The sequence below is a fragment of the Pseudomonas sp. R76 genome, assembly GCF_009834565.1.
Lineage (GTDB): Bacteria > Pseudomonadota > Gammaproteobacteria > Pseudomonadales > Pseudomonadaceae > Aquipseudomonas.
Genome location: NZ_CP019428.1, coordinates 2,665,271 through 2,683,602, shown reverse-complemented (window position 1 = coordinate 2,683,602; position 18,332 = coordinate 2,665,271). Strand labels below are relative to the sequence as shown.

Annotated in this window: 22 protein-coding genes and 3 pseudogenes; 16 read left to right on the top strand and 9 right to left on the bottom strand. The window is 60.7% G+C overall.

Going from position 1 to position 18,332, the window contains the following annotated elements:
- Positions 1-486 precede the first annotated feature (486 nt).
- On the bottom strand, positions 487-1,341 hold the full coding sequence (locus PspR76_RS12410; protein ID WP_159955577.1) for an SDR family NAD(P)-dependent oxidoreductase: 855 nt from the start codon (positions 1,339-1,341) through the stop codon (positions 487-489).
- A gap of 162 nt (positions 1,342-1,503) precedes the next feature.
- Between PspR76_RS12410 and PspR76_RS12405 the strand changes: the two genes are divergently transcribed.
- Positions 1,504-2,430 (top strand): alpha/beta hydrolase, encoded by a 927-nt coding sequence (locus tag PspR76_RS12405; protein WP_159955576.1) that lies wholly within the window; start codon positions 1,504-1,506, stop codon positions 2,428-2,430.
- Positions 2,431-2,622: 192 nt separating this feature from the next.
- Here the strand turns inward: PspR76_RS12405 and PspR76_RS12400 are convergent, their stop codons facing one another.
- On the bottom strand, positions 2,623-3,783 hold the full coding sequence (locus tag PspR76_RS12400) for an alpha-hydroxy acid oxidase (RefSeq protein ID WP_159955575.1): 1,161 nt from the start codon (positions 3,781-3,783) through the stop codon (positions 2,623-2,625).
- Between the two features lie 121 nt (positions 3,784-3,904).
- On the opposite strand from PspR76_RS12400, the gene PspR76_RS12395 reads away from it, so the two are divergent.
- Positions 3,905-4,690: a DeoR/GlpR family DNA-binding transcription regulator gene (locus tag PspR76_RS12395; RefSeq protein WP_159955574.1), complete on the top strand. Its 786-nt coding sequence runs from the start codon at positions 3,905-3,907 to the stop codon at positions 4,688-4,690.
- Here PspR76_RS12395 and PspR76_RS12390 read toward each other — a convergent pair.
- The 3 genes from PspR76_RS12390 to PspR76_RS12380 are packed head-to-tail and all read right to left on the bottom strand — an operon-like array spanning position 4,614 to position 6,042.
- Positions 4,614-5,399, bottom strand: a complete 786-nt coding sequence (locus PspR76_RS12390; protein WP_159955573.1) for a DUF72 domain-containing protein — start codon at positions 5,397-5,399, stop codon at positions 4,614-4,616. The genes PspR76_RS12395 and PspR76_RS12390 overlap by 77 nt on opposite strands.
- Positions 5,396-5,827 (bottom strand): DNA methylase, encoded by a 432-nt coding sequence (locus PspR76_RS12385; RefSeq protein WP_159955571.1) that lies wholly within the window; start codon positions 5,825-5,827, stop codon positions 5,396-5,398. The genes PspR76_RS12390 and PspR76_RS12385 overlap by 4 nt, the downstream gene beginning before the upstream one ends.
- 2 nt (positions 5,828-5,829) lie before the next feature.
- Positions 5,830-6,042, bottom strand: a complete 213-nt coding sequence (locus PspR76_RS12380; protein WP_159955569.1) for a hypothetical protein — start codon at positions 6,040-6,042, stop codon at positions 5,830-5,832.
- Positions 6,043-6,244: 202 nt separating this feature from the next.
- Here PspR76_RS12380 and PspR76_RS12375 point away from each other — a divergent pair, with 202 nt between their 5' ends.
- Positions 6,245-6,748 (top strand): DUF4142 domain-containing protein, encoded by a 504-nt coding sequence (locus PspR76_RS12375; RefSeq protein ID WP_159955567.1) that lies wholly within the window; start codon positions 6,245-6,247, stop codon positions 6,746-6,748.
- Positions 6,749-6,774: 26 nt separating this feature from the next.
- Entirely contained in the window at positions 6,775-7,335 is a 561-nt protein-coding gene (locus PspR76_RS12370; RefSeq protein WP_159955565.1) for a type 1 glutamine amidotransferase domain-containing protein, read from the top strand.
- A 60-nt stretch (positions 7,336-7,395) separates the two neighbouring features.
- Here PspR76_RS12370 and PspR76_RS12365 read toward each other — a convergent pair whose 3' ends face one another.
- Positions 7,396-7,602: a PLD nuclease N-terminal domain-containing protein gene (locus PspR76_RS12365; protein WP_159955563.1), complete on the bottom strand. Its 207-nt coding sequence runs from the start codon at positions 7,600-7,602 to the stop codon at positions 7,396-7,398.
- 161 nt (positions 7,603-7,763) lie between these two features.
- Between PspR76_RS12365 and PspR76_RS12360 the strand changes: the two genes are divergently transcribed.
- The 4 genes and pseudogenes from PspR76_RS12360 to PspR76_RS12345 all read left to right on the top strand — a co-directional run bounded on the left by PspR76_RS12360 (position 7,764) and on the right by PspR76_RS12345 (position 9,616).
- The gene (locus tag PspR76_RS12360) at positions 7,764-8,321 is read left to right on the top strand and encodes an ATP-dependent Clp protease proteolytic subunit (protein WP_159955561.1); all 558 of its coding nucleotides are present in this window, start codon (positions 7,764-7,766) and stop codon (positions 8,319-8,321) included.
- A 187-nt stretch (positions 8,322-8,508) separates the two neighbouring features.
- The gene (locus PspR76_RS12355; RefSeq protein WP_159955559.1) at positions 8,509-8,985 is read left to right on the top strand and encodes a hemerythrin domain-containing protein; all 477 of its coding nucleotides are present in this window, start codon (positions 8,509-8,511) and stop codon (positions 8,983-8,985) included.
- 170 nt (positions 8,986-9,155) lie between these two features.
- Positions 9,156-9,266, top strand: a pseudogene (locus PspR76_RS31240) (KGG domain-containing protein); the annotation flags it as partial.
- Between the two features lie 59 nt (positions 9,267-9,325).
- Positions 9,326-9,616, top strand: coding sequence for a hypothetical protein (locus tag PspR76_RS12345; RefSeq protein WP_159955555.1), 291 nt, complete (start codon positions 9,326-9,328; stop codon positions 9,614-9,616).
- Positions 9,617-9,663: 47 nt separating this feature from the next.
- Here PspR76_RS12345 and PspR76_RS12340 read toward each other — a convergent pair whose 3' ends face one another.
- Positions 9,664-10,209, bottom strand: coding sequence for a putative natural product biosynthesis protein (locus PspR76_RS12340; RefSeq protein WP_159955553.1), 546 nt, complete (start codon positions 10,207-10,209; stop codon positions 9,664-9,666).
- Positions 10,210-10,271: 62 nt separating this feature from the next.
- A complete protein-coding gene (locus tag PspR76_RS12335) occupies positions 10,272-10,655 on the bottom strand; it encodes a DUF2946 domain-containing protein (protein WP_159955551.1) in 384 nt (127 codons plus the stop codon).
- Between the two features lie 180 nt (positions 10,656-10,835).
- On the opposite strand from PspR76_RS12335, the gene PspR76_RS12330 reads away from it, so the two are divergent.
- From PspR76_RS12330 to PspR76_RS12320, 3 genes and pseudogenes are all read left to right on the top strand, one after another.
- Positions 10,836-11,444 (top strand): SCO family protein, encoded by a 609-nt coding sequence (locus tag PspR76_RS12330; RefSeq protein WP_053255622.1) that lies wholly within the window; start codon positions 10,836-10,838, stop codon positions 11,442-11,444.
- Positions 11,444-11,911 carry a copper chaperone PCu(A)C gene (locus PspR76_RS12325; protein WP_159955549.1) on the top strand — a complete coding sequence of 156 codons (468 nt, stop codon included), beginning with the start codon at positions 11,444-11,446 and terminating at the stop codon, positions 11,909-11,911. The genes PspR76_RS12330 and PspR76_RS12325 overlap by 1 nt, the downstream gene beginning before the upstream one ends.
- A gap of 183 nt (positions 11,912-12,094) precedes the next feature.
- Positions 12,095-12,667, top strand: a pseudogene (locus PspR76_RS12320) (argininosuccinate lyase); the annotation flags it as partial.
- A gap of 2 nt (positions 12,668-12,669) precedes the next feature.
- Here the strand turns inward: PspR76_RS12320 and PspR76_RS12315 are convergent.
- Positions 12,670-12,831 (bottom strand): annotated as a pseudogene (locus PspR76_RS12315) (GNAT family N-acetyltransferase); the annotation flags it as partial.
- 205 nt (positions 12,832-13,036) lie between these two features.
- Here PspR76_RS12315 and PspR76_RS12310 point away from each other — a divergent pair.
- The 5 genes from PspR76_RS12310 to PspR76_RS12290 all read left to right on the top strand — a co-directional run bounded on the left by PspR76_RS12310 (position 13,037) and on the right by PspR76_RS12290 (position 18,070).
- Positions 13,037-14,368, top strand: a complete 1,332-nt coding sequence (locus PspR76_RS12310; RefSeq protein WP_442966808.1) for a flavin-containing monooxygenase — start codon at positions 13,037-13,039, stop codon at positions 14,366-14,368.
- A gap of 23 nt (positions 14,369-14,391) precedes the next feature.
- On the top strand, positions 14,392-14,802 hold the full coding sequence (locus tag PspR76_RS12305) for a RidA family protein (protein WP_003207327.1): 411 nt from the start codon (positions 14,392-14,394) through the stop codon (positions 14,800-14,802).
- A 10-nt stretch (positions 14,803-14,812) separates the two neighbouring features.
- Complete coding sequence (locus tag PspR76_RS12300; protein WP_159955545.1) at positions 14,813-15,490, top strand: DUF1028 domain-containing protein; 678 nt, start codon at positions 14,813-14,815, stop codon at positions 15,488-15,490.
- A complete protein-coding gene (gene argE, locus PspR76_RS12295; RefSeq protein WP_159955543.1) occupies positions 15,487-16,632 on the top strand; it encodes an acetylornithine deacetylase in 1,146 nt (381 codons plus the stop codon). Before PspR76_RS12300 ends, argE begins: the two co-directional genes overlap by 4 nt.
- Positions 16,633-17,335: 703 nt before the next feature.
- Positions 17,336-18,070, top strand: a complete 735-nt coding sequence (locus PspR76_RS12290) for a type III effector (RefSeq protein ID WP_237235754.1) — start codon at positions 17,336-17,338, stop codon at positions 18,068-18,070.
- Positions 18,071-18,332 lie beyond the last annotated feature (262 nt).

The following is an 18,332-nucleotide window of genomic DNA, read 5'->3' as shown; positions in this document are numbered from 1 at the left end:
CCACGGAAGACCTAACCGCAATGCCGCACGATCTAACGCCCCGACTGGTTCGGGGCGTTTTTTTTGGCCTCAGGAAATGGATCGGGTTGGAAGCTGAACGCAATCAAATGTGGGAGCGGGCTTGCTCGCGAATACGGTGTGTCAGTTTCCAAATAAGCTGGCTGACACACCGCCTTCGCGAGCAAGCCCACTCCCACCGTTGGCCGGGTTCCAACTTGAGAATGTGGTCGAAGGTGAGAGCTGGCTTGCCTGCGATAGCGGTAGGTCAGCCAGCCCATGTATGGCCTGACACGCCGCCTTCGCGGGCAAGCCCGCTCCCACAGTTGATCGGGTTCCAACTTGAGAATGCGGTCGAAGGTGGGAGCTGGCTTGCCTGCGATAGCGGTGGGTCAGCCGAATCATGTATGGCCTGACACGCCGCCTTGAACACTGAAACTGCACTCGGTCAACGGGCGCCGACGTCGCCAGCGTCAAGTAAGCCCAGCCTCAACTGCCAGGGTTTTGCTTGATGCGCTCCCATGCGGCGGCAACCGCCTCGGCGCTGTCGGCCTTTATCCGTGCAAGATTGCGCGGGTACTCCACGCCGGGGTTTTCAGTGAAGCGCGTGGCGGTGAATTGGCCATTGCTGGCGCGCAGGATGTAGCCGCTGTCCAGGCACTGCGCCGAGGCGAGGAACACCACGCCCGGCGTCACCCAGTCCGGCTTGAGTTCATCCGGTTCCTCGGTCACGCCCCACATGCGCGTCTTGGCCACCGGTGAGATCGCGTTGACGCGTATCCCGGCCTCGGCGCCTTCATGGCTCAGCGCGTTCATGATGCCCAGTTGCGCCATCTTGCCGGCGCTGTAGGCCACCAGCCCGGTTTGCTCGTATTGCGCGTACATGGCGCGGTCGGAGGTGGTCAGGATGATACGCGGCGCGCTGGATTGCAGCAGGTGCGGCCATGCGTGCTTGCACAACCACAGCGGGGCGTAGAGGTTGATGTCCATGGCGCGCTGCAGGAACGCGGCGTCGAGGTCGGCAATGTTCTGGTAACCGACCCAGCCGGCGTTGTGGATCAGGATGTCGAGCCGGCCGAATGCCTTGATCGCATAGGCGATTAATTTCCGGCAGCCCTCATCCGTGGACAAGTCGCCGCCATGCGCCACCACCGTCAGCCCTTCGGCGCGCAACGCCTCGGCAGCCGCCTGCACCACCGACGCGTCGGTGCCCGCACCGACCTTGTCGGCGCCGATATCGCTGATCACAACCCGCGCACCCGCAACGGCCAGCGCCTTCGCATAACTGAGCCCCAGCCCGCGTGCGCCGCCGGTGATAATTACGGTTTTACCGGTAAAGTCCATGTGCCTACTCTCCTGTTCAGCCCACCACCCTAACAACCCGTGCAGGCCTTGTTCAATGCTGTAACACTTTGCAAGCAATCCCCATTCACGGCTGTCGAATTATTTCCTGCCCCCAGAAGCCATCTGGTAAAACCCGAGCTTCGCTTTTGTCCTGGAACCTTCATGTCTTCTCGTTTTATGGCTCGCCTGGGCCTGCGCTGGTTTCCCCTGCTGTGCATGGCACTGTTAATCGTCGGCTTGCCGGTGGGCTGCGCCGTGCTGCAACACAAGGAGCGCGAGCTGGTGTTCCGCATCGAGCCGGGCACTGCCGGGTGGTTTACCGGCCTGCCCAAGGCGGTGCAGGAGTTCGATATCAAGCCCGCCAGCTTCAAGTCGGGGCAGAACCTTCACGGCTGGTGGTACCCGGCAGACAACAAGGACGCGCCGGCGATCCTCTACCTGCACGGCGTGCGCTGGAACCTCACCGGGCAGTTTTTCCGCATTGAGCAATTACACGCCTTGGGCTTCTCGGTGCTGGCCATCGACTATCGCGGTTTCGGCCAAAGCCACGGCGATTTGCCGTCGGAAACCAGCGTGTATGAAGACGCCCGCATCGCCTGGGAGCGCTTCCAGGTGCTGCAACCCGACCCCGCTAAACGCCTGATCTACGGGCACTCCTTGGGTGGCGCGGTGGCCATCGACCTCGCGGCAGCGTTGAGCAAGCAGACACCCGTGCCGGTACGCGGGCTGGTGATCGAATCCACCTTCACCTCCCTGGGCGATGCGGCCGCTGCGGTGGCCAATACTTCGTTACCGGTGCGTTGGCTGCTGTCGCAGAAATTCGATTCCATCGACAAGATTGCCGACGTGCATATGCCGCTGCTGGTGGTCCATGGCCTGGCCGACCAATATGTGCCGCCGCGCTTCAGCCAGCAATTGTTTGACGCCGCCCAGGAACCCAAGCGGCTGTTGCTGGTGCCAGGCGCCACCCATAACAACAGCATGAACCTGGCCGGGCGCAGTTATGCCCAGGCGCTGGATAACCTGATGCGCGCCAAGGCGCCGGCACAGGTTGTTACGCACTCCACCGGCCGTGATGGCGACTCCTAAAACTGCTTTTCGGCACTGGGTTCACGCTTGGCTGTCAAGCGCAAACCCTGCCCATACTGGCCCGCGCTGAAAGTTGATCAAATATTAACCGAGGGTTAAATCGCCTTCCCTGCTGGGCCTTCGCAAAGTTATCCACAGAGATACCCACGGTTTTCGTGGACAACTCTTTTTACTTTTTTACGTTTTTTTTGCTCAGTAAACCCCTGTGGGAAAGCTACCTGGCAGCAAAATGTCGCGGTTCACATCGCGTATATCGTTATAGCCACACAGCGCCATCGTCACGTCCAACTCACGGGCGATGATGTCAAGGGCCTTGGTCACACCGGCTTCGCCCATGGCACCCAAACCGTACAAATGCGGGCGGCCGATCATCGTGCCTTTGGCGCCCAGCGCCATCGCCTTGAGCACGTCCTGGCCAGAACGAATGCCGCCGTCGAGCCACACTTCGATCTGCTCGCCCACCGCCTCAACAATCGCCGGCAATTGGCTGATGCTCGACGGCGCGCCATCCAGTTGACGGCCACCGTGGTTGCTCACCACCAACGCATCCGCGCCGGAATTGGCCGCCAGACGCGCATCTTCCACATCAAGGATGCCCTTGATAATCAGCTTGCCGCCCCAGCATTTCTTGATCCATTCCACATCGTCCCAGCTCAGGCGCGGGTCGAATTGCTGGGCGGTCCACGACGACAGCGAACTCATGTCCGCCACGCCTTTGACATGGCCGACGATGTTGCCGAAACCACGGCGCTGGGTGCCGAGCATGCCCATGACCCAGCGCGGCTTGGTGGCCATGTTGAGGATATTCGGCAGGGTCAGTTTGGGCGGCGCCGACAAGCCATTGATCAAGTCCTTGTGGCGTTGGCCGAGGATCTGCAAATCGAGGGTCAGCACCAGCGCATCGACGCCGGCAGCCTTGGCGCGCTCGATCAACTGCTCGATAAACGCGCGGTCGCGCATCACGTACAGCTGAAACCAGAACGGCTGGCCGACGTGTTCGGCGATGTCTTCCAGAGAACAGATGCTCATGGTCGACAAGGTGTAGCGCAGGCCGAACTTGGCAGCGGCACGGGCGGAGAGGATCTCGCCATCGGCGTGCTGCATGCCCGCAAGCCCCGTCGGTGCCAGGGCAACCGGCATGGCCATGTCCTGGCCGATCATGCTGGCGCGAATCGAGCGTTCGTCGATATTGCGCGCCACGCGTTGGCGGAATTGGATGCGGGCAAAGTCACTTTCATTTGCCCGGTAGGTGCTTTCAGTCCAGGAACCGGAATCGGCGTAGTCGTAGAACATCCTTGGAACACGTTTTTGCGCCAGCTTGCGTAAGTCTTCGATGGTTGTAATCAACGACATCTAGGTCACCTCTCCCTGAACTGAGCCCAGAGAGTAACCGTCCATCGGCCGCGCAACCAGTCATTGCGTTTATATCGCCAGAAGCCTAATCTCGCAAAAACCCGCATAAAGACGCACAAACATGCAAAACACTCATCAAGCCATCGACCTGCCCTCCCTACGCAAACAGAAAATCCTGTTGCTGCTGGAGCGCGACGGCAAAGTCACGGCCGCTGAATTGGTCGATCACTTTGCCGTGTCCCAGGACACCATCCGCCGCGACCTTGGCGAACTCGCCGCTGCCGGCCTGTTGCAACGCGTGCACGGCGGCGCCCTGCCCCGGCCCAAAGACACCGGCAAAGACTTCTTCACCCGCGTTGGCGAAACCAACGAGGTTAAGCGCCACCTGGCACGGCTGGCGGCTGACCGCGTGGAAGACGGCCAGATCGTGCTGTTCGATTCCGGCTCCACCACGCTGCAGATTGCCCAGTCATTGCCACGCTCGATCCGCCTGACCGTGGTCACGCCGTCGCCGATGATTGCCATCGCCCTGGCCGACCATCCCGATGTAAAGGTGATTCTGGCTGGCGGCCAACTTAACCCCGCCACCTTGTCCACCAGCGGCCAGGAAGCTGTGCGCCTTATCCAGAGCATCAAGGCCGACCTGCTGTTTACCGGCGTGTGCGCCTTGCACCCGCAAGTCGGCATCAGCTCGCTGCATTTCGATGAAGTGGCGGTCAAGCAAGCCCTGCTCGACAGCGCCTCCCACGTGGTGGCCGTGACCATGGCGGACAAACTCGGCGCGGTGGAACCCTTCGTGGTGGGCCCGTGCAGTCGCATCCACACGTTGATCACCGAGTGGCATGTACCGAGTGTCGAGGCGTATGAGCAGTTAGGCTTGGAAGTGCTGCGGGTCGAGGTTGAGTAGGGTCGAGGTCAAGTAGATACAAGGCATCGGCCACCGCATGGCCGCTGGCGGTATTGTCAAAGATGCACCAGGTGGGAACGCCCGCTGTGACCGTTTGGCTCAGCTGGCGCGCAAACGCGTGCACGCGTTCCGGTCCATAGGCGCTGTGGTAAATACGCGGTGATCCGTGCAAACGCCAATACTGCACGCCTGGCCAACCGGCGCCTGCGTCGATGACAGCAGGGTCCGCGAACACGCGCCCTATGTGCAAATCCTGCAACAACGGCTCGGCTTCACGCCAGATCGCGTGACGCGGTTCAACCACCACAGCACCGGCGAAGCGTTGGCGTAATGCCGTGAAGAATTGCGCCGCTACAGCGGGTTCGTAAGCCAGCGATGGCGGCAGTTGAACCAGCAAGCAACCGAGTTTCTCGCCCAGTTGCAGGCACTGCTCGAGGAACGCGTCCAGCGCCGTTTCGCAGCGCTGCAAGCGCAGCTCATGGGTGATGTGTTTGGGCATCTTGACTGAAAAACGAAACCCCGGCGGCACCGATTGTGCCCAGCGTTCATAGGTCTTGGGCAGGTGCGGGCGGTAAAACGAACTGTTGATTTCCACCGCATTGAAGCGCGATGCATAGCGCTGCAAATGCGTGCCCTCTTCGGCAAAAGCCGGCCAGTGTTCACGGGGCAAACTCCACCCCGCGCAGCCCACCTGCAGCGCTGTGGTCAAAACAGCACCTTGGCCGCATCGCGCATGAAAATCTCAATGGTCTTGGGCCCTACTCCATCGAATTCACCCAGGCGTTTTTCAAACGCCTTGCGGTCGGCGCTGGCGCTGCGGATATGGCTGATCTTGCCGCCGTATTCAGCGTTCAACTTGGCACTGAGATCGAGCAGACGCTGCGCCGTGCTTTCGTCGTAACGCACGTAATGCGCACGCCCGAGCATGGTCACCAGTTCGCGCGAGGTGCAGTGCTGCAACTTGCGCGCGGTATCGCGGCCTTGCTCTTCCACAATCACCTTGTAGGCCTGCGCGGCGATGGGCGCCTGAATGCGCTTGCCCATCAGGAAGCTGGCGATAAACCACTTGAACAGGCTGCTGTCGTCTTCGGGTGTGAGTTCGATGCCCAATTCAGACGCGGTAATCGACCTGGCCATACTCAGTGGCCCAGCTTTCGCTCGGCCTTGGCTGCCTGCTCATTGATCGCATCGGTCTGGCGTTCGGTGTCTTTGATCGAGGTGGGCGTGAGCACCTTGTCGACGGTTTCGGTCTTCGGGTTCGGGCGTTCCAGGGTCTGGCCCTTGTCGGCTTTTTCAGTGCCTTTCTGGGCGTCTTCCGAGCTGATCGGGGTGGGGGTTTTGTCGGCAGTCACGGCGTCTCTCCAAGCAGTTGAAGGCCCACGAAAAATGGCGGGCACGTATGCAGCAGAGCCCACTGAAATTCGATAGTTCAAGGAAATTGCCGTGCAGCACCACCGGAGAAAAAAGCGCGAATTAATTTAAACCTTTTGGCGAAGGCCCCGTTCAACAGTCAGGTACGGCATCACGCCACTGTCGATTTCAAGGAGATCCACCATGACTACTCTGCTGATGAAAAAAATGGGCCTGACCTTTGCACTGGTCGCAGGCTCGATGTCCACGGCCATGGCCGCCACGTCCAACAGCTTTGTTGAGGACGCCGCCCAAGGCGGTATCACCGAGGTGGAAGCCGGCAAGCTGGCCCTGGAAAAAAGCAGCGCGGCCGACGTGAAAACGTTCGCCCAGCACATGGTCACCGACCACACCAAAGCCAACGAAGAACTCGCGGCATTGGCGAAGAAGCTGGATATCGAAGTGCCGGATGATGCCGCCCTGACTGACAAGGCCAAGAAAGCCATCCTGGAAATGCGCGATGAGTCGTTCGACAAGGCCTATGCCAACAACCAGGTGGCCGCCCACGAGAAAACCGTGGAATTGTTCAAGAAAGAAGCCGCCTCCTCGGACAACGCCGAGCTGAAGGCCTTCGCCACCAAGACCCTGCCGACCCTTGAAGCCCACCTGAAAATGGCCAAGGAGCTGCAAGCCAATCACGCTAAATAACCTCTGACCCAAGGAGACACTCGACCATGAGTTCGCAACTCAACGGCAAGAAAATCCTCATCATCACCTCCAACACCGGCATCGAGCGCGATGAGCTGCTCAAGCCGCTGGAAGCGCTGCGCGGTTATGGCGCTACGGTGACGCACGCGTCCAGCAAAGGCGGCACCACTCAGACTTTCGTCGGCGACACGGAGAAGGACAAAACCGTGGAATCCGACGCCAAGCTGTCGGACGTGGTGGGAAGCGATTTTGACGCGCTGGTGATTCCCGGCAGCACCGTCAACGCCGATACGTTGCGCCAGGATGCGGCCGCATTGGCCCTGATCAATGACTTCGTCAAGGCCGGTAAAACCATCGCCGCCATCTGCCACGGGCCATGGGCGCTGATCGACGCTGGGGTGATCAAGGGCAAGACCCTGACCTCCTACAAAAGCGTGCGCATCGACCTGGAAAACGCCGGCGCTGCCGGTTGGGTGGATGCCGAGGTCAAGGAATGCCAGGCCAATGGCTGGACATTGATCACCTCGCGTACGCCGGATGACTTGCCGGCGTTCAGCACGGCGATTGCCAAGGTGGTTGCGGGCTAAACCCGCCGCCACAACCAAAACAGGCGCCCCATGGGCGCCTGTTTATCGTCTTGCCTGAACTCAGCTTTTACGTTGATCAGCCATCTCACGTTTTGGCCCGAACAGCGCCCAGACAATCAGCCCGAACAGCGGCACAAAAATCAGAATGATCAGCCACAGCCCCTTGGTCTCCCAGCCACCGGTGCTGCGCAATACAACGTTGATCGCCCACAATTCCAGGATCAGCAGAATGACGGCCAAAATGATCCAGATAGTTTCCAATTGCATAGTTCACCTCCTGAGGTCTATGCATTAGGTCAAGCAGATGGCCCGAGGGTTCCATCCGATTGCACCCGGGCGCTCACGCCCAACGGTTGCAGCTAATCCTGCGCGACCTTCTAGACTCAAGACTGGATCACCTCGCCTGCATTGAATCAAGGAGGTTCAGGATGACCGAGCACGTTATCCACTTTCATTGCCAGATCGACCAGGGCACCACCGAACGCTTTCGCGACTGCTGCCTGGATGCCATCGGCGAAGGCGCCAGCTCCCTGCTGCTGAACCTGTCGACCACCGGTGGCAGCACCAATTTCGGCTTTACCCTCTACACCTTTCTCAAGGCGCTGCCGGTGCCGTTGTGCGCGATCAACGCGGGCAATATCGAATCCATGGGCATCATCATGTTCCTGGCCGCCGACCGCCGTATCACCACGCCACACTCACGGTTTTTGATCCACCCGATGAACTGGTATTTCAGCCAGAGCTCGGTGGACCACCAGCGCCTGCGCGAATACCTGTCGAGCCTGGATAACGACCTGGCGCGTTACGTGAAGATCTACGAGTTGGAGACCACCCAAGCCGAAACCCAGCTGGATATTTTCAAGTGCCTATCGGCCGAAGAAAAAGTCATCGCCGCCCACGAGTCGCTGGCGTATGGAATCGCCCACGAGGTGCAGCAGGTGGTGTTTGCCGAAGACATCAAGCATTGGAAGGTCAGCGGTGGCTAATCGGTATTTTGCAACCGGCCACCCGCCCGACCATGCAAGCTGCACGGCAGCGACTCGCCAACTGCCGTCGCAATTAGTTGATTAGCAAAGCCTTTTAGAAATCATTCAAGTTGGTACAACTGATGCAACCGTTAGCGGACGAGGCGCGCACTTCGACACGCCCGACTGCTATCCGTGAGGTTCCACCATGAATGCCATCGACCTTCTCAAAGCTGACCACGAACGCGTCAAGGCACTGCTGACTCAACTGAGTGAGTCCACCGAGCGCGGCGTCAAGAAACGCACTGAATTGCTGGCCAAACTCGAGATGGAGATCAGCCTGCACACGCGGCTTGAGGAAGAGATTCTTTACCCGGCCTTCCGCAAGGCTGGCGGTAAAGAGCAAGACATCATGTACCACGAAGCCAAGGAAGAGCACCGCACTGTCGACGCCTTGGTGCTGCCCGACCTGAAGCAAACCGAGCCGTCCACCACCGAATTTTCCGGCCGTGTGAAGGTCGTCAAGGAACTGCTGGAGCACCATATCGAAGAAGAGGAAACCGAGATGTTCCCGCAGGCGAAAAAGCTGCTGGGCAAGACCGTGCTGGAAGCGCTGGGCGCAGAAATGGAAGCGATGAAGGCAGCCCACAAAAAAGCCCTGGGCGCCAAGCCAATCGCGGCTTGATACCCGTTCGTCGCATGCGCATGAAGTTTTTCAAACTTTGATTTCGATTCGGCATTCCCAATTAAGCGACACCGTTGATTTATTCATTGAAGAGGGATTTTGAAATGGCTACCAGCGGAAAAACCACAACAGGTGCAGGCGGTAAAGCCAAGCCAGACGCAGCCAGGAAAAGCGGCGGCCAGGGCTCCGGCGGCAATTTTGCCAATGACCGTGAAAAGGCTTCCGAAGCCGGCAAAAAAGGCGGAGCCCATAGCTCCGGCGGGGCCGGCAAGAAGTCTTGATTGATGCGTTACCGTGGCCCGGGTTTTCCGGGCTGCGGTTCAAGCAAGGGGATTGAGTCATGAAGACCAGAACTTCCCACAGGATAATGCTCATCGTCGGCTTTTCAGCCCTGCTGGCCAGCCCTGCTTTCGCCGCCTTCGGCGATGCCATCGCCCCGGCAGCCAATTCGCTGAGCGGCAACAGCGCCGCCGGTTCCGCCCTGCCACCCGGCACTTACCCGAGCAGCCCTTCCGACAGCGACAAAAAAGCTGAGACACCGCCGAAGGAAAAGGCCGCTACCGGCGGCTCGTCCCACAAGCAGCCGGACAGCAAGAAGCCTAAAAAGAAGGCAGCGCCCAAGGACAGCTAAGGTCGTAGCGCGGGTCGAACCGCTCCCGCGCCGGGCGAAAGTCAACGTCAGGGCACCGACTGCCAGCCGCTGAAACCACCTTGACGGGTCAGCGGGCTCCAGGCGAAATCGCCTGTACTCGCTGGCAACACCTGCTGTTCGGCGCCAGCCACGGCGGCGCCTTTCCAGTCAAAAATCCGCGAACCTCGCCAGGCCAACACCAGCCCGTGCGCCTGGCTGTCATCAGTATTTATCCAGCACGCCGCCGCGGCTGCCATGAACGCCTCTATCGGCTCCTCATCGATTTGTGATCGATACGGCGAGCTGAGCAGCCATCGGCAAACGTTCAGGTGATAGGTCCAGTCCTGCGGTGGCTGGTTGCGATAAGCCCAGGTCATGAAGCTGCGAAACAGGTTCAAGCCCTCCGGCGGGTCGAGCTTGAGCAGCGCCGGGCAGATGTCGAACAAGGTGTGCCAATACGGCAACAAACGCGCATCCAGGTGCACGAAGCAGCGGGAATTGCTCGGGTATTCAGGCAGCGGCGGTTCCGCGCGCACGCGGCGGGTCGCCTTGCTGACCAGACGGCTGGCGCCAGCAGGCACTACATGATTCATGAAACGCACTCACAGTCGTGACGATAGAACGCCTCCTGTTCACAGGAGGCCCAAGGCACACGTCAGAATGCGGGGGAAGCGCGGGGGTTGGCCGAGGGCCAGGAGTAACGCGGCGGGGCTTTGTTGCGGCGCTCATGGGCCGGGCGTGGGGTTTGCCCGAGGCCCAACAGCCAGGCCAGGCCGATGAGGAACACGATGGCCACAGTCAAGGCGGCACACACCGGGCAGGCAAAGTAGTTCGAGATGTTGCCGGAAGAGGGGTTTCCCAACCCTTTGTCGGAAAGTGGCGCCTGGCTACCGTCCACCGAACAGAACGCGCCACCGATGCCATTGAGCTGCTGGCCCACCATTTGCCCATGGCCCAAACCGCAGGCGAACAGGTTCATCAGCACGCAAAAGTACAGGGCCCAGGCGATCAGCGAACGGTCGGGGTGGCTCAATTTCATGGCGGCTACTCTACCACCGAAGCCCCAAAGGGATGAAGCACCGCGCGCGCCTGTGGCAGAACGTCGCAGATTACGTGGGCTGGCCTGGGTTGGTAGACTGTGCACCCGCATCATTACTCCTTTTCAAAGCCTGAAATGTTGATCCAGCGCACGGCAGGCGTTTCACAGGATGCACAGTTGATGAGTACGTTATTCACCCGCCGCAAAGTGCTGACCGGTATGGGCCTGTTGGGCCTGGGCAGCCTGCTGGGCGGCTGTGACTACAGCCCCAAGCTGAACTTCAAGTACGGCAAGGACCTCAGTGACAAGATCATGGGCCGCACCTTCAAGCTCAAGAACACCGACGGCGAAACCGTCACCTTGAGCTCGTTCCGTGGCCTGATGCCGGTGGTGTTCTTCGGTTTCACCCAATGCCCGGCCGTGTGCCCCACCACCCTGGCGCGCGCCGCCCAGGCCAAGAAGCTGATGGGCCGCGACGGCGAGATCATGCAAGTGGTGTTCATCACCCTCGACCCCGAGCGCGACACCCCGGAACTGCTCGACAGGTACGTGAAGGCTTTCGACCCCAGCTTCGAGGCGTTGTACGGCACCCCGGAAGAAATCGCCGTGGCGGCCAAGGAGTTCGGGATCTTTTATGAAAAGATCCCTGCCGGTGACACCTATACCCTGTCGCACACCTCGACCAGTTTCGTCTTCGACACCCGTGGCAACCTGCGCCTGGGCCTGTCGGCTTCCCTTACCGCTAAAGAGTGCGCAGAAGACCTGCTCACCGTCATGGAGGTCTGCTAATGACTGCCGTTCAACACCTCAAGCGCACCCTCATCGGCTTGTCCCTGCTGGGCCTTGCAGCACACGCCAGCGCCCAGGTGCTGGTAACTGACGCGTGGGTTCGCGCCTCGGTGCCGGGCCAGCCGTCCAGCGGCGCCTTCATGACTGTCACTGCCGACACTGACAGCAAACTGCTCAGCGTGGCGTCGCCGGTGGCCAAGGACGTGCAGATCCATGAAATGAGCATGAAGGACGACGTCATGCGCATGGGCCCGGTGGACTCGGTTGCGCTGCCGGCCGGTAAAGCGGTGAAGCTCGACCCGAACGGTTACCACGTGATGCTGATGGGCCTGACCGGGCAGATCAAGGAAGGCGACCAAGTGCCGCTGACCCTGACGGTGGAAAACGCCAAGGGCGAGAAACAGTCGATTGAAGTCAAAGCGCCGGCCCGTGGGCTGGATGGTATGGACCATAGCAAGATGCACTAAAGCACTCCCTGTGAACGGGCTCGTTGTGGCGAGCGGGCTTGCCACAACCTCCATATCCAAAACCTCTCCCATCAACACTTACTCTATATTTTCAATCTGCAAACAGACCCGATAGCCTGATTTTGACGCGCGCGCTTCACAGCGTGCGGCGGCTCATAATTCCAAAAATAATCGGGTATCCCTGTGAACACATCTCCCCGCGCCCTCAAAAGCCTGCTTCACCTGGCCGTGGCCTTCGCCCTGCTCAACAGCTTCGGCGCCTATGCGGCCAACACCGGCGAGCTGCCCTGCACCACCACCGAACAATGCGCGGCCCAGGCGGCCAAGGTCGGCGCCACGCCGGATAGCTCACAAACCGAGCACAAGGCCAAGGGCGACCCGACCCAAACCCAGTTCGCCTGGCTGAACCGCATCAACAAAGCCTCGATCGTGATGCTCACCGAAGAAGGCATCGTCGCGCCGGCCATGGGCCAGAAGATCGCCGGTGGCGTGCGTTACGCCATCGCCCAGGCCGACCAGCCCGGCGGCACGCGCCCCAGCGATGTGCTGCAGCTGGAAAAAATCATGACCGACAAGATCGGCCCTGAAGCCTCATTGATTCACTCCGGCCGCAGCCGCCAGGACATGCTCGCCACTTACCGCCTGGCTGCCCTGCGCAGCCAGGTGTTGGCCTACAGCGAGGCGCTGAATGCCACGCGCCTGCGCTTGCTGAACATCGCCGACAAGAACGTCGACACCCTGGTGCCCGCCTACACCCGGCCGTCAGCTTCAGCGACAAAACTCATCTCAGGGTTGCGCACCAGGTAGCGTTCGGTGGCCTCGCGGGAGTCGGCATCGCGCAGGGAAATGCAGGGGGTGTTTTGCATCAGGGCGAGGACGGCGTCGTAGTCGGCTGGGGTCATTACGCGAAGCGCGGGCATGGCAGAAACCTTGTGGGAGCGGGCTTGCCCGCGATGGCGTCGGGTCAGATATGACGCTATCGCCCGGCAGATTGCAATCGCGGGCAAGCCCGCTCCCACAGTTGATCTGTGGCGTTACGCACACCGCTCTGCATCCGATATTTATGCTCTGTTCCCAGCTTAATAATATTTTATTAAAAACCGCCCTCCCCCTAGCCTTGAAGTCATGCCCACGCTGAATCCAACTGCATTACGCAAGGACAGACACATGACCCAAGCAATAACAACAATAGACACGCTGGTAGTCGGCGCCGGCCAGGCTGGCGTGGCCATGAGCGAGCACCTGAGCAAGCAAGGCGTGCCGCACCTGGTGCTGGAACGCAGCCGCATCGCCGAGCGCTGGCGCACCGGCCGCTGGGATTCGCTGGTAGCCAACGGCCCCGCCTGGCACGACCGCTTTCCGGGCCTGGAATTCGATGATGTCGCCGCCGATGGCTTCGCGCCGAAAGAGCGCGTGGCGGATTATTTCGAAGCCTATGCACGCAAATTCAATGCGCCGATTCGCACCGGCGTGGACGTAACCTCAGTGGTGCGCAACGTCGGCCGCCCAGGCTTTACCGTGCACACCAGCGAAGGCGTGATCGAAGCCAACCGCGTCGTCGCCGCCACCGGGCCATTCCAGAAACCAGTGATTCCGGCGATTGCGCCGAAAGACACCGCGCTGCATCAAATCCATTCCGCCGACTACCGCAACCCCGCGCAGCTGCCCGCCGGTGCCGTGCTGGTGGTGGGCGCCGGTTCTTCCGGCGTGCAAATCGCCGATGAACTGCAGCGCTCCGGGCGCCAGGTGTACCTCTCAGTCGGCGCCCACGACCGCCCGCCCCGCGCCTATCGCAACCGCGACTTCTGCTGGTGGCTGGGCGTGTTGGGCGAGTGGGACCAGGCCGCGATGAAACCCGGCCGTGAGCACGTGACCATCGCAGTCAGCGGCGCCCACGGCGGCAAGACCATTGATTTTCGCGAGCTGGCCCAGCAAGGCATGACCCTGGTCGGTTTGACCCAAGCCTTCAACGGCAGCACCGCCACCTTCCAGGCGAACCTGGTGGAAAACCTGGCACGCGGTGACGAAAACTACCTGGCCCTGCTGGACGCCGCCGACGCCTACATCGAGCGCAACGGCCTCGACCTGCCGGTGGAGCCCGAAGCCCGCCGCGTATTCCCCGATGCCGAGTGCATCAAACACCCGATCCTTGAGCTGGACCTGGCCAAGGCCGGTATCACCTCGATCATCTGGGCCACCGGTTTTGCCGTGGATTACAGCTGGCTGAAAGTCGATGCCTTCGACGCGAACGGCAAGCCGCAACACCAGCGCGGCGTGGCCCCTGAGTCGGGTATCTACTTCCTCGGTTTGCCGTGGCAGTCGCGCCGTGGCTCGTCGTTTATCTGGGGGGTGTGGCACGACGCCAAATACGTCGCCGACCACATCGCCATCCAGCGCCAGTACCTCGAATACCGCGAAGCGGCGCCGCTTGTTCATAAATCGCCCGTCAGCGCCTGATCCCTATTTTCTGGAGTTTTTTGATGCCTACTCACACTCGCATCCGCATGTTCAACACCAAGGAAACCTACCCCAACCAAAGCCTGGACAACGACCTGTGCCAGGCCGTGCGTGCCGGCAATACCGTGTATGTGCGCGGCCAGGTGGGGACTGATTTCGACGGCAACCTGATCGGCCTCGGCGACCCGCGTGCCCAGGCCGAGCAGGCGATGAAAAACGTCAAGCAACTGCTGGAAGAGGCAGGTTCGGACCTGAGCCACATCGTCAAAACCACCACTTACCTGATCGACCCGCGCTACCGCGAGCCGGTGTACCAGGAAGTCGGCAAGTGGCTCAAAGGCGTGTTCCCGATCTCCACCGGGCTTGTGGTGTCGGCCCTGGGCCAGCCACAGTGGTTGATGGAAATTGACGTGATCGCCGTCATCCCCGAATAAGGAGCCGCACATGACCTTTTCAATCGTCGCGCGTTGCGCAGACACCGGCCAGCTGGGCATCGCCATCAGCTCATCGAGCATCGCCGTGGGCGCGCGCTGCCCGTGGCTGCGCCCCGGTGTGGGCGCGGTCTCGACCCAGAACATCACGCTGCCCGCCCTGGGCCCGGACGTGCTCGACCTGCTCGAACAAGGCCTTGAACCCGCCGCCGCCGTCGACCAAGCCCTGACGCGCAACGGCTACAGCCAATACCGGCAACTCACGGCGATTGATCACCTGGGCCGCAGCGTGCATTTCAGCGGCAGCGAAACCCTTGGCACCCACAACGCGGTGTCGGGTGAACAGTGTGTGGCGGCGGGCAATATGATCGCCGACCGCGCGGTGATCGAGGCGATGGTCAAGGCCTTCGAACACGCCGAAGGCCAACTGGCGGATCGGCTACTGGCGGCCATGCACGCCGCCATCGCCGCCGGTGGAGAAGCCGGCCCGGTGCATTCCGCCGCCTTGGTGGTGGTGGGCGAACTGACCTGGCCGATCATCAACCTGCGCGTGGATTGGGCCAATGAGCAGCCCATCGCCGAACTGCAAAAGCTCTGGGACGCCTACCGCCCGCAAGTGCAGGACTACATCGACCGCGCCCTCGCCCCCGACCGCTCCCCCGGCTACGGCGTGGCCGGAGACGAGCGATGAGCAGCAGCCGCGAGTTGCTGCAGACGCTGGTGGGGTTTGATACCACCAGCCGCGAGTCCAACCTGCAGTTGATTGAATGCGTGCGCGATTACCTCGCCGGGTTCGGCGTGGCCAGTGAGCTGGTCTACAACGAAGAACGCAGCAAGGCCAACCTGTTTGCCAGCATCGGCCCGGTGGAACTGCCGGGCATTGTGCTGTCGGGGCACACCGATGTGGTGCCGGTGGACGGCCAGCCATGGACAGTGCCGCCTTTTGCGTTGACCGAGCGCGACGGCAAGCTGTTTGGACGTGGCACGGCGGATATGAAGGGTTACATCGCCTGTGTGCTGGCGCTGGTGCCGGCGCTGGTCAAGGCCACCTTGCGCGTGCCGGTGCATATCGCCCTGTCCTACGACGAAGAAGTCGGTTGCCTGGGCGTGCGCTCTTTGTTGGCGGTGCTGGAGCAGCGGCCGGTGAAACCCATGTTGTGCATCATCGGCGAGCCGACTGAGCTGAAGCCGGTGCTTGGCCATAAGGGCAAGTTGGCGATGCGTTGTGATGTGCATGGCGAGGCCTGCCATTCGGCGTATGCGCCCTATGGCGTGAATGCCATCGAACACGCGGCCGAGTTGATCGGTGAACTGGGCCGGATTGGCCAGCGCCTGCGCGAGAAGCAAGACCCACGCTTTGACCCGCCGTTCAGCACCGTGCAGACCGGGGTGATTTCGGGAGGCAAGGCGCTGAACATCGTGCCGGCGGATTGCCGGTTTGATTTCGAGATTCGCGCGTTGCCGTCGCAGGACCCAGCCGAGGTGGCTTCAGAACTGCAAGCCTACGCACAGCAACAGGTGCTGCCGCGCATGCAGGCCGTGAGTGCGCAGAGTGCGATTCGGTTTACCGAGTTGTCGGCGTATCCGGGGTTGGTCACCGATGAGCGCAGCCAGGCTGCCGAACTGATTGCGGCGTTCAGCGGTTCCCGGGAATTTGGCACCGTGGCGTTTGGCACCGAGGGTGGGTTGTTTGATGCGGTGGGGATTCCCACCGTGGTGTGCGGGCCTGGGAGTATGGATCAGGGGCATAAGCCGGATGAATTTGTGAGTGTGGAGCAGCTGGCGGGCTGTGAGGCGATGTTGCTGCGCATGCTCGACTCGATTCGCGCTTAAGCCGAACACGAACCTGTCAGCCTGATCGTCCTGATCGTTCCCACGCTCTGCGTGGGAATGCCGCCAGGGACGCTCCGCGTCCTGCCGTTGACCTCAGCGCAAGCGTGACGCGGAGCGTCAGCGGATGCATTCCCACGCAGAGCGTGGGAACGATCGAATACACATCTACTGTGGGAGCTGGCTTGCCTGCGATGGCGGTGTGTCAGCCAGCACCTCTGCCAACTTAGCCACCGCCATCGCAGGCAAGCCAGCTCCCACATTTAGATCTGCGCTCACCCTGACAGCGCGGTAGTCAATCGCCCTCATGCAGTACCAACCTGGGCCGCCTATGATGATCGTTCCCACGCTCTGCGTGGGAATGCCGCCAGGGACGCTCCGCGTCCCGCCGTTGACCTCAGCGCAAGCGTGACGCGGAGCGTCTGCGGATGCATTCCCACGCAGAGCGTGGGAACGATCGATGTGGTGGCTGATTCACCGCTTTCGCGGGCAAGCTCGCTCCCACAGTTTGGGCCTCTGTTCAGCCCACGTTCACGCCCCTCTTCGCGACAGTCGTGCGCAGCGCATAAGCCCGTTGCGAGGGGCTGAATTGGAACTCGCAACGTGTGTGAAACCACACAGATATCGACTTTCATCTGTGTACGAAAAGCCCAGGTGTTGAGCAGTCCTGTGACTGCCGCATCTTTTCGAAAAAAAGGTATTCCACATGCGAGTAGACACCCCCCCGGCCTCCTTTTTCGGTTCGGGCTTCAAAGACTTACTGTTTAACGGCCGCAACCCTTTTGACACCGGCGGCTTGGAGAACATGAGCAACGCCGAGGTTGCGCGCCATGCAAACGTAAGTTTTACCCCCAATCATGGAGTGCCGACGTATGAGGTCGCCAAGCAGTCCACGGGTGAGATCTTTGCGGGATGGAGCAGCGAAAACAAAGCCCTTAAATATAAAAACTTCGCCTTTATCAAATTCACGCGCACGCCCGCCAAAGAAGAAGGCCGATCAGTGGGCGACAAGTTCCACATCAGCGTCGCGCAAAAGGATATGGCCAAGGCCTTTGAAGTTGTCGGCAAGCTTATTAATTCAGAAGACAGCCCGATCAATAGCTGGAAAGCCACCGATGTCAGCCGCGCCGACCCAAGGGACACGCGCATATCGCAGGGCGCCCAGTTCACGCTTTATCCCAAACCCGACCGCACGGATGGCACCTATAGCCCCGAACACATGGGGAAAATCCAGGCGTTGGTCAAGGCCATCGAGCAGGCGCTGCAAGAGGCAGGCATCAATAAAAGTGAGCACAAACCCGCCTCCGATGTATCGGCGCCAGCGTGGGGATACGTGTCTTATCGCAATGAAGACCGAAGCGACCGGGTGGGCTCCGAAAGCCAAAGTGCTGCATTGAAGCAAGAGCCCTTTTTCAAGCTCATCGCCGGCATTGCGCCCTGACCATACAGGTCAAATGTGGGAGCGGGCTTGATGATCGTTCCCACGCTCTGCGTGGGAACGCCGCCAGGGACGCTCCGCGTCCCGCCATTGACCTCAGCGCAAGCGCGACGCGGAGCGTCAGCGGATGCAACGATCAATGAGGTAACCGACCGGTGCCTAAGGTGTAAACGCTGCTGGGAAGTGAGAGTGAAAATTCGCCTCACGCCTACTGAACAATGCCTGGGAACTGAAAGAATTTGTTCGCCACTTAAAGAGGCAGCCG

Coding starts and splice junctions, on each gene's coding strand:
- PspR76_RS12330 (WP_053255622.1), top strand. CDS start 10,836: ATGAGTACGTTATTCACCCGCCGCAAAGTGCTGACCGGTATGGGCCTG.
- PspR76_RS12375 (WP_159955567.1), top strand. CDS start 6,245: ATGACTACTCTGCTGATGAAAAAAATGGGCCTGACCTTTGCACTGGTC.
- PspR76_RS12360 (WP_159955561.1), top strand. CDS start 7,764: ATGACCGAGCACGTTATCCACTTTCATTGCCAGATCGACCAGGGCACC.
- PspR76_RS12400 (WP_159955575.1), bottom strand. CDS start 3,783: ATGTCGTTGATTACAACCATCGAAGACTTACGCAAGCTGGCGCAAAAA.
- PspR76_RS12340 (WP_159955553.1), bottom strand. CDS start 10,209: ATGAATCATGTAGTGCCTGCTGGCGCCAGCCGTCTGGTCAGCAAGGCG.
- PspR76_RS12395 (WP_159955574.1), top strand. CDS start 3,905: ATGCAAAACACTCATCAAGCCATCGACCTGCCCTCCCTACGCAAACAG.
- PspR76_RS12370 (WP_159955565.1), top strand. CDS start 6,775: ATGAGTTCGCAACTCAACGGCAAGAAAATCCTCATCATCACCTCCAAC.
- PspR76_RS12385 (WP_159955571.1), bottom strand. CDS start 5,827: ATGGCCAGGTCGATTACCGCGTCTGAATTGGGCATCGAACTCACACCC.
- PspR76_RS12300 (WP_159955545.1), top strand. CDS start 14,813: ATGACCTTTTCAATCGTCGCGCGTTGCGCAGACACCGGCCAGCTGGGC.
- PspR76_RS12405 (WP_159955576.1), top strand. CDS start 1,504: ATGTCTTCTCGTTTTATGGCTCGCCTGGGCCTGCGCTGGTTTCCCCTG.
- PspR76_RS12290 (WP_237235754.1), top strand. CDS start 17,336: ATGCGAGTAGACACCCCCCCGGCCTCCTTTTTCGGTTCGGGCTTCAAA.
- PspR76_RS12335 (WP_159955551.1), bottom strand. CDS start 10,655: ATGAAATTGAGCCACCCCGACCGTTCGCTGATCGCCTGGGCCCTGTAC.
- PspR76_RS12325 (WP_159955549.1), top strand. CDS start 11,444: ATGACTGCCGTTCAACACCTCAAGCGCACCCTCATCGGCTTGTCCCTG.
- PspR76_RS12305 (WP_003207327.1), top strand. CDS start 14,392: ATGCCTACTCACACTCGCATCCGCATGTTCAACACCAAGGAAACCTAC.
- PspR76_RS12310 (WP_442966808.1), top strand. CDS start 13,037: ATGCCCACGCTGAATCCAACTGCATTACGCAAGGACAGACACATGACC.
- PspR76_RS12365 (WP_159955563.1), bottom strand. CDS start 7,602: ATGCAATTGGAAACTATCTGGATCATTTTGGCCGTCATTCTGCTGATC.
- PspR76_RS12345 (WP_159955555.1), top strand. CDS start 9,326: ATGAAGACCAGAACTTCCCACAGGATAATGCTCATCGTCGGCTTTTCA.
- PspR76_RS12410 (WP_159955577.1), bottom strand. CDS start 1,341: ATGGACTTTACCGGTAAAACCGTAATTATCACCGGCGGCGCACGCGGG.
- argE (WP_159955543.1), top strand. CDS start 15,487: ATGAGCAGCAGCCGCGAGTTGCTGCAGACGCTGGTGGGGTTTGATACC.
- PspR76_RS12355 (WP_159955559.1), top strand. CDS start 8,509: ATGAATGCCATCGACCTTCTCAAAGCTGACCACGAACGCGTCAAGGCA.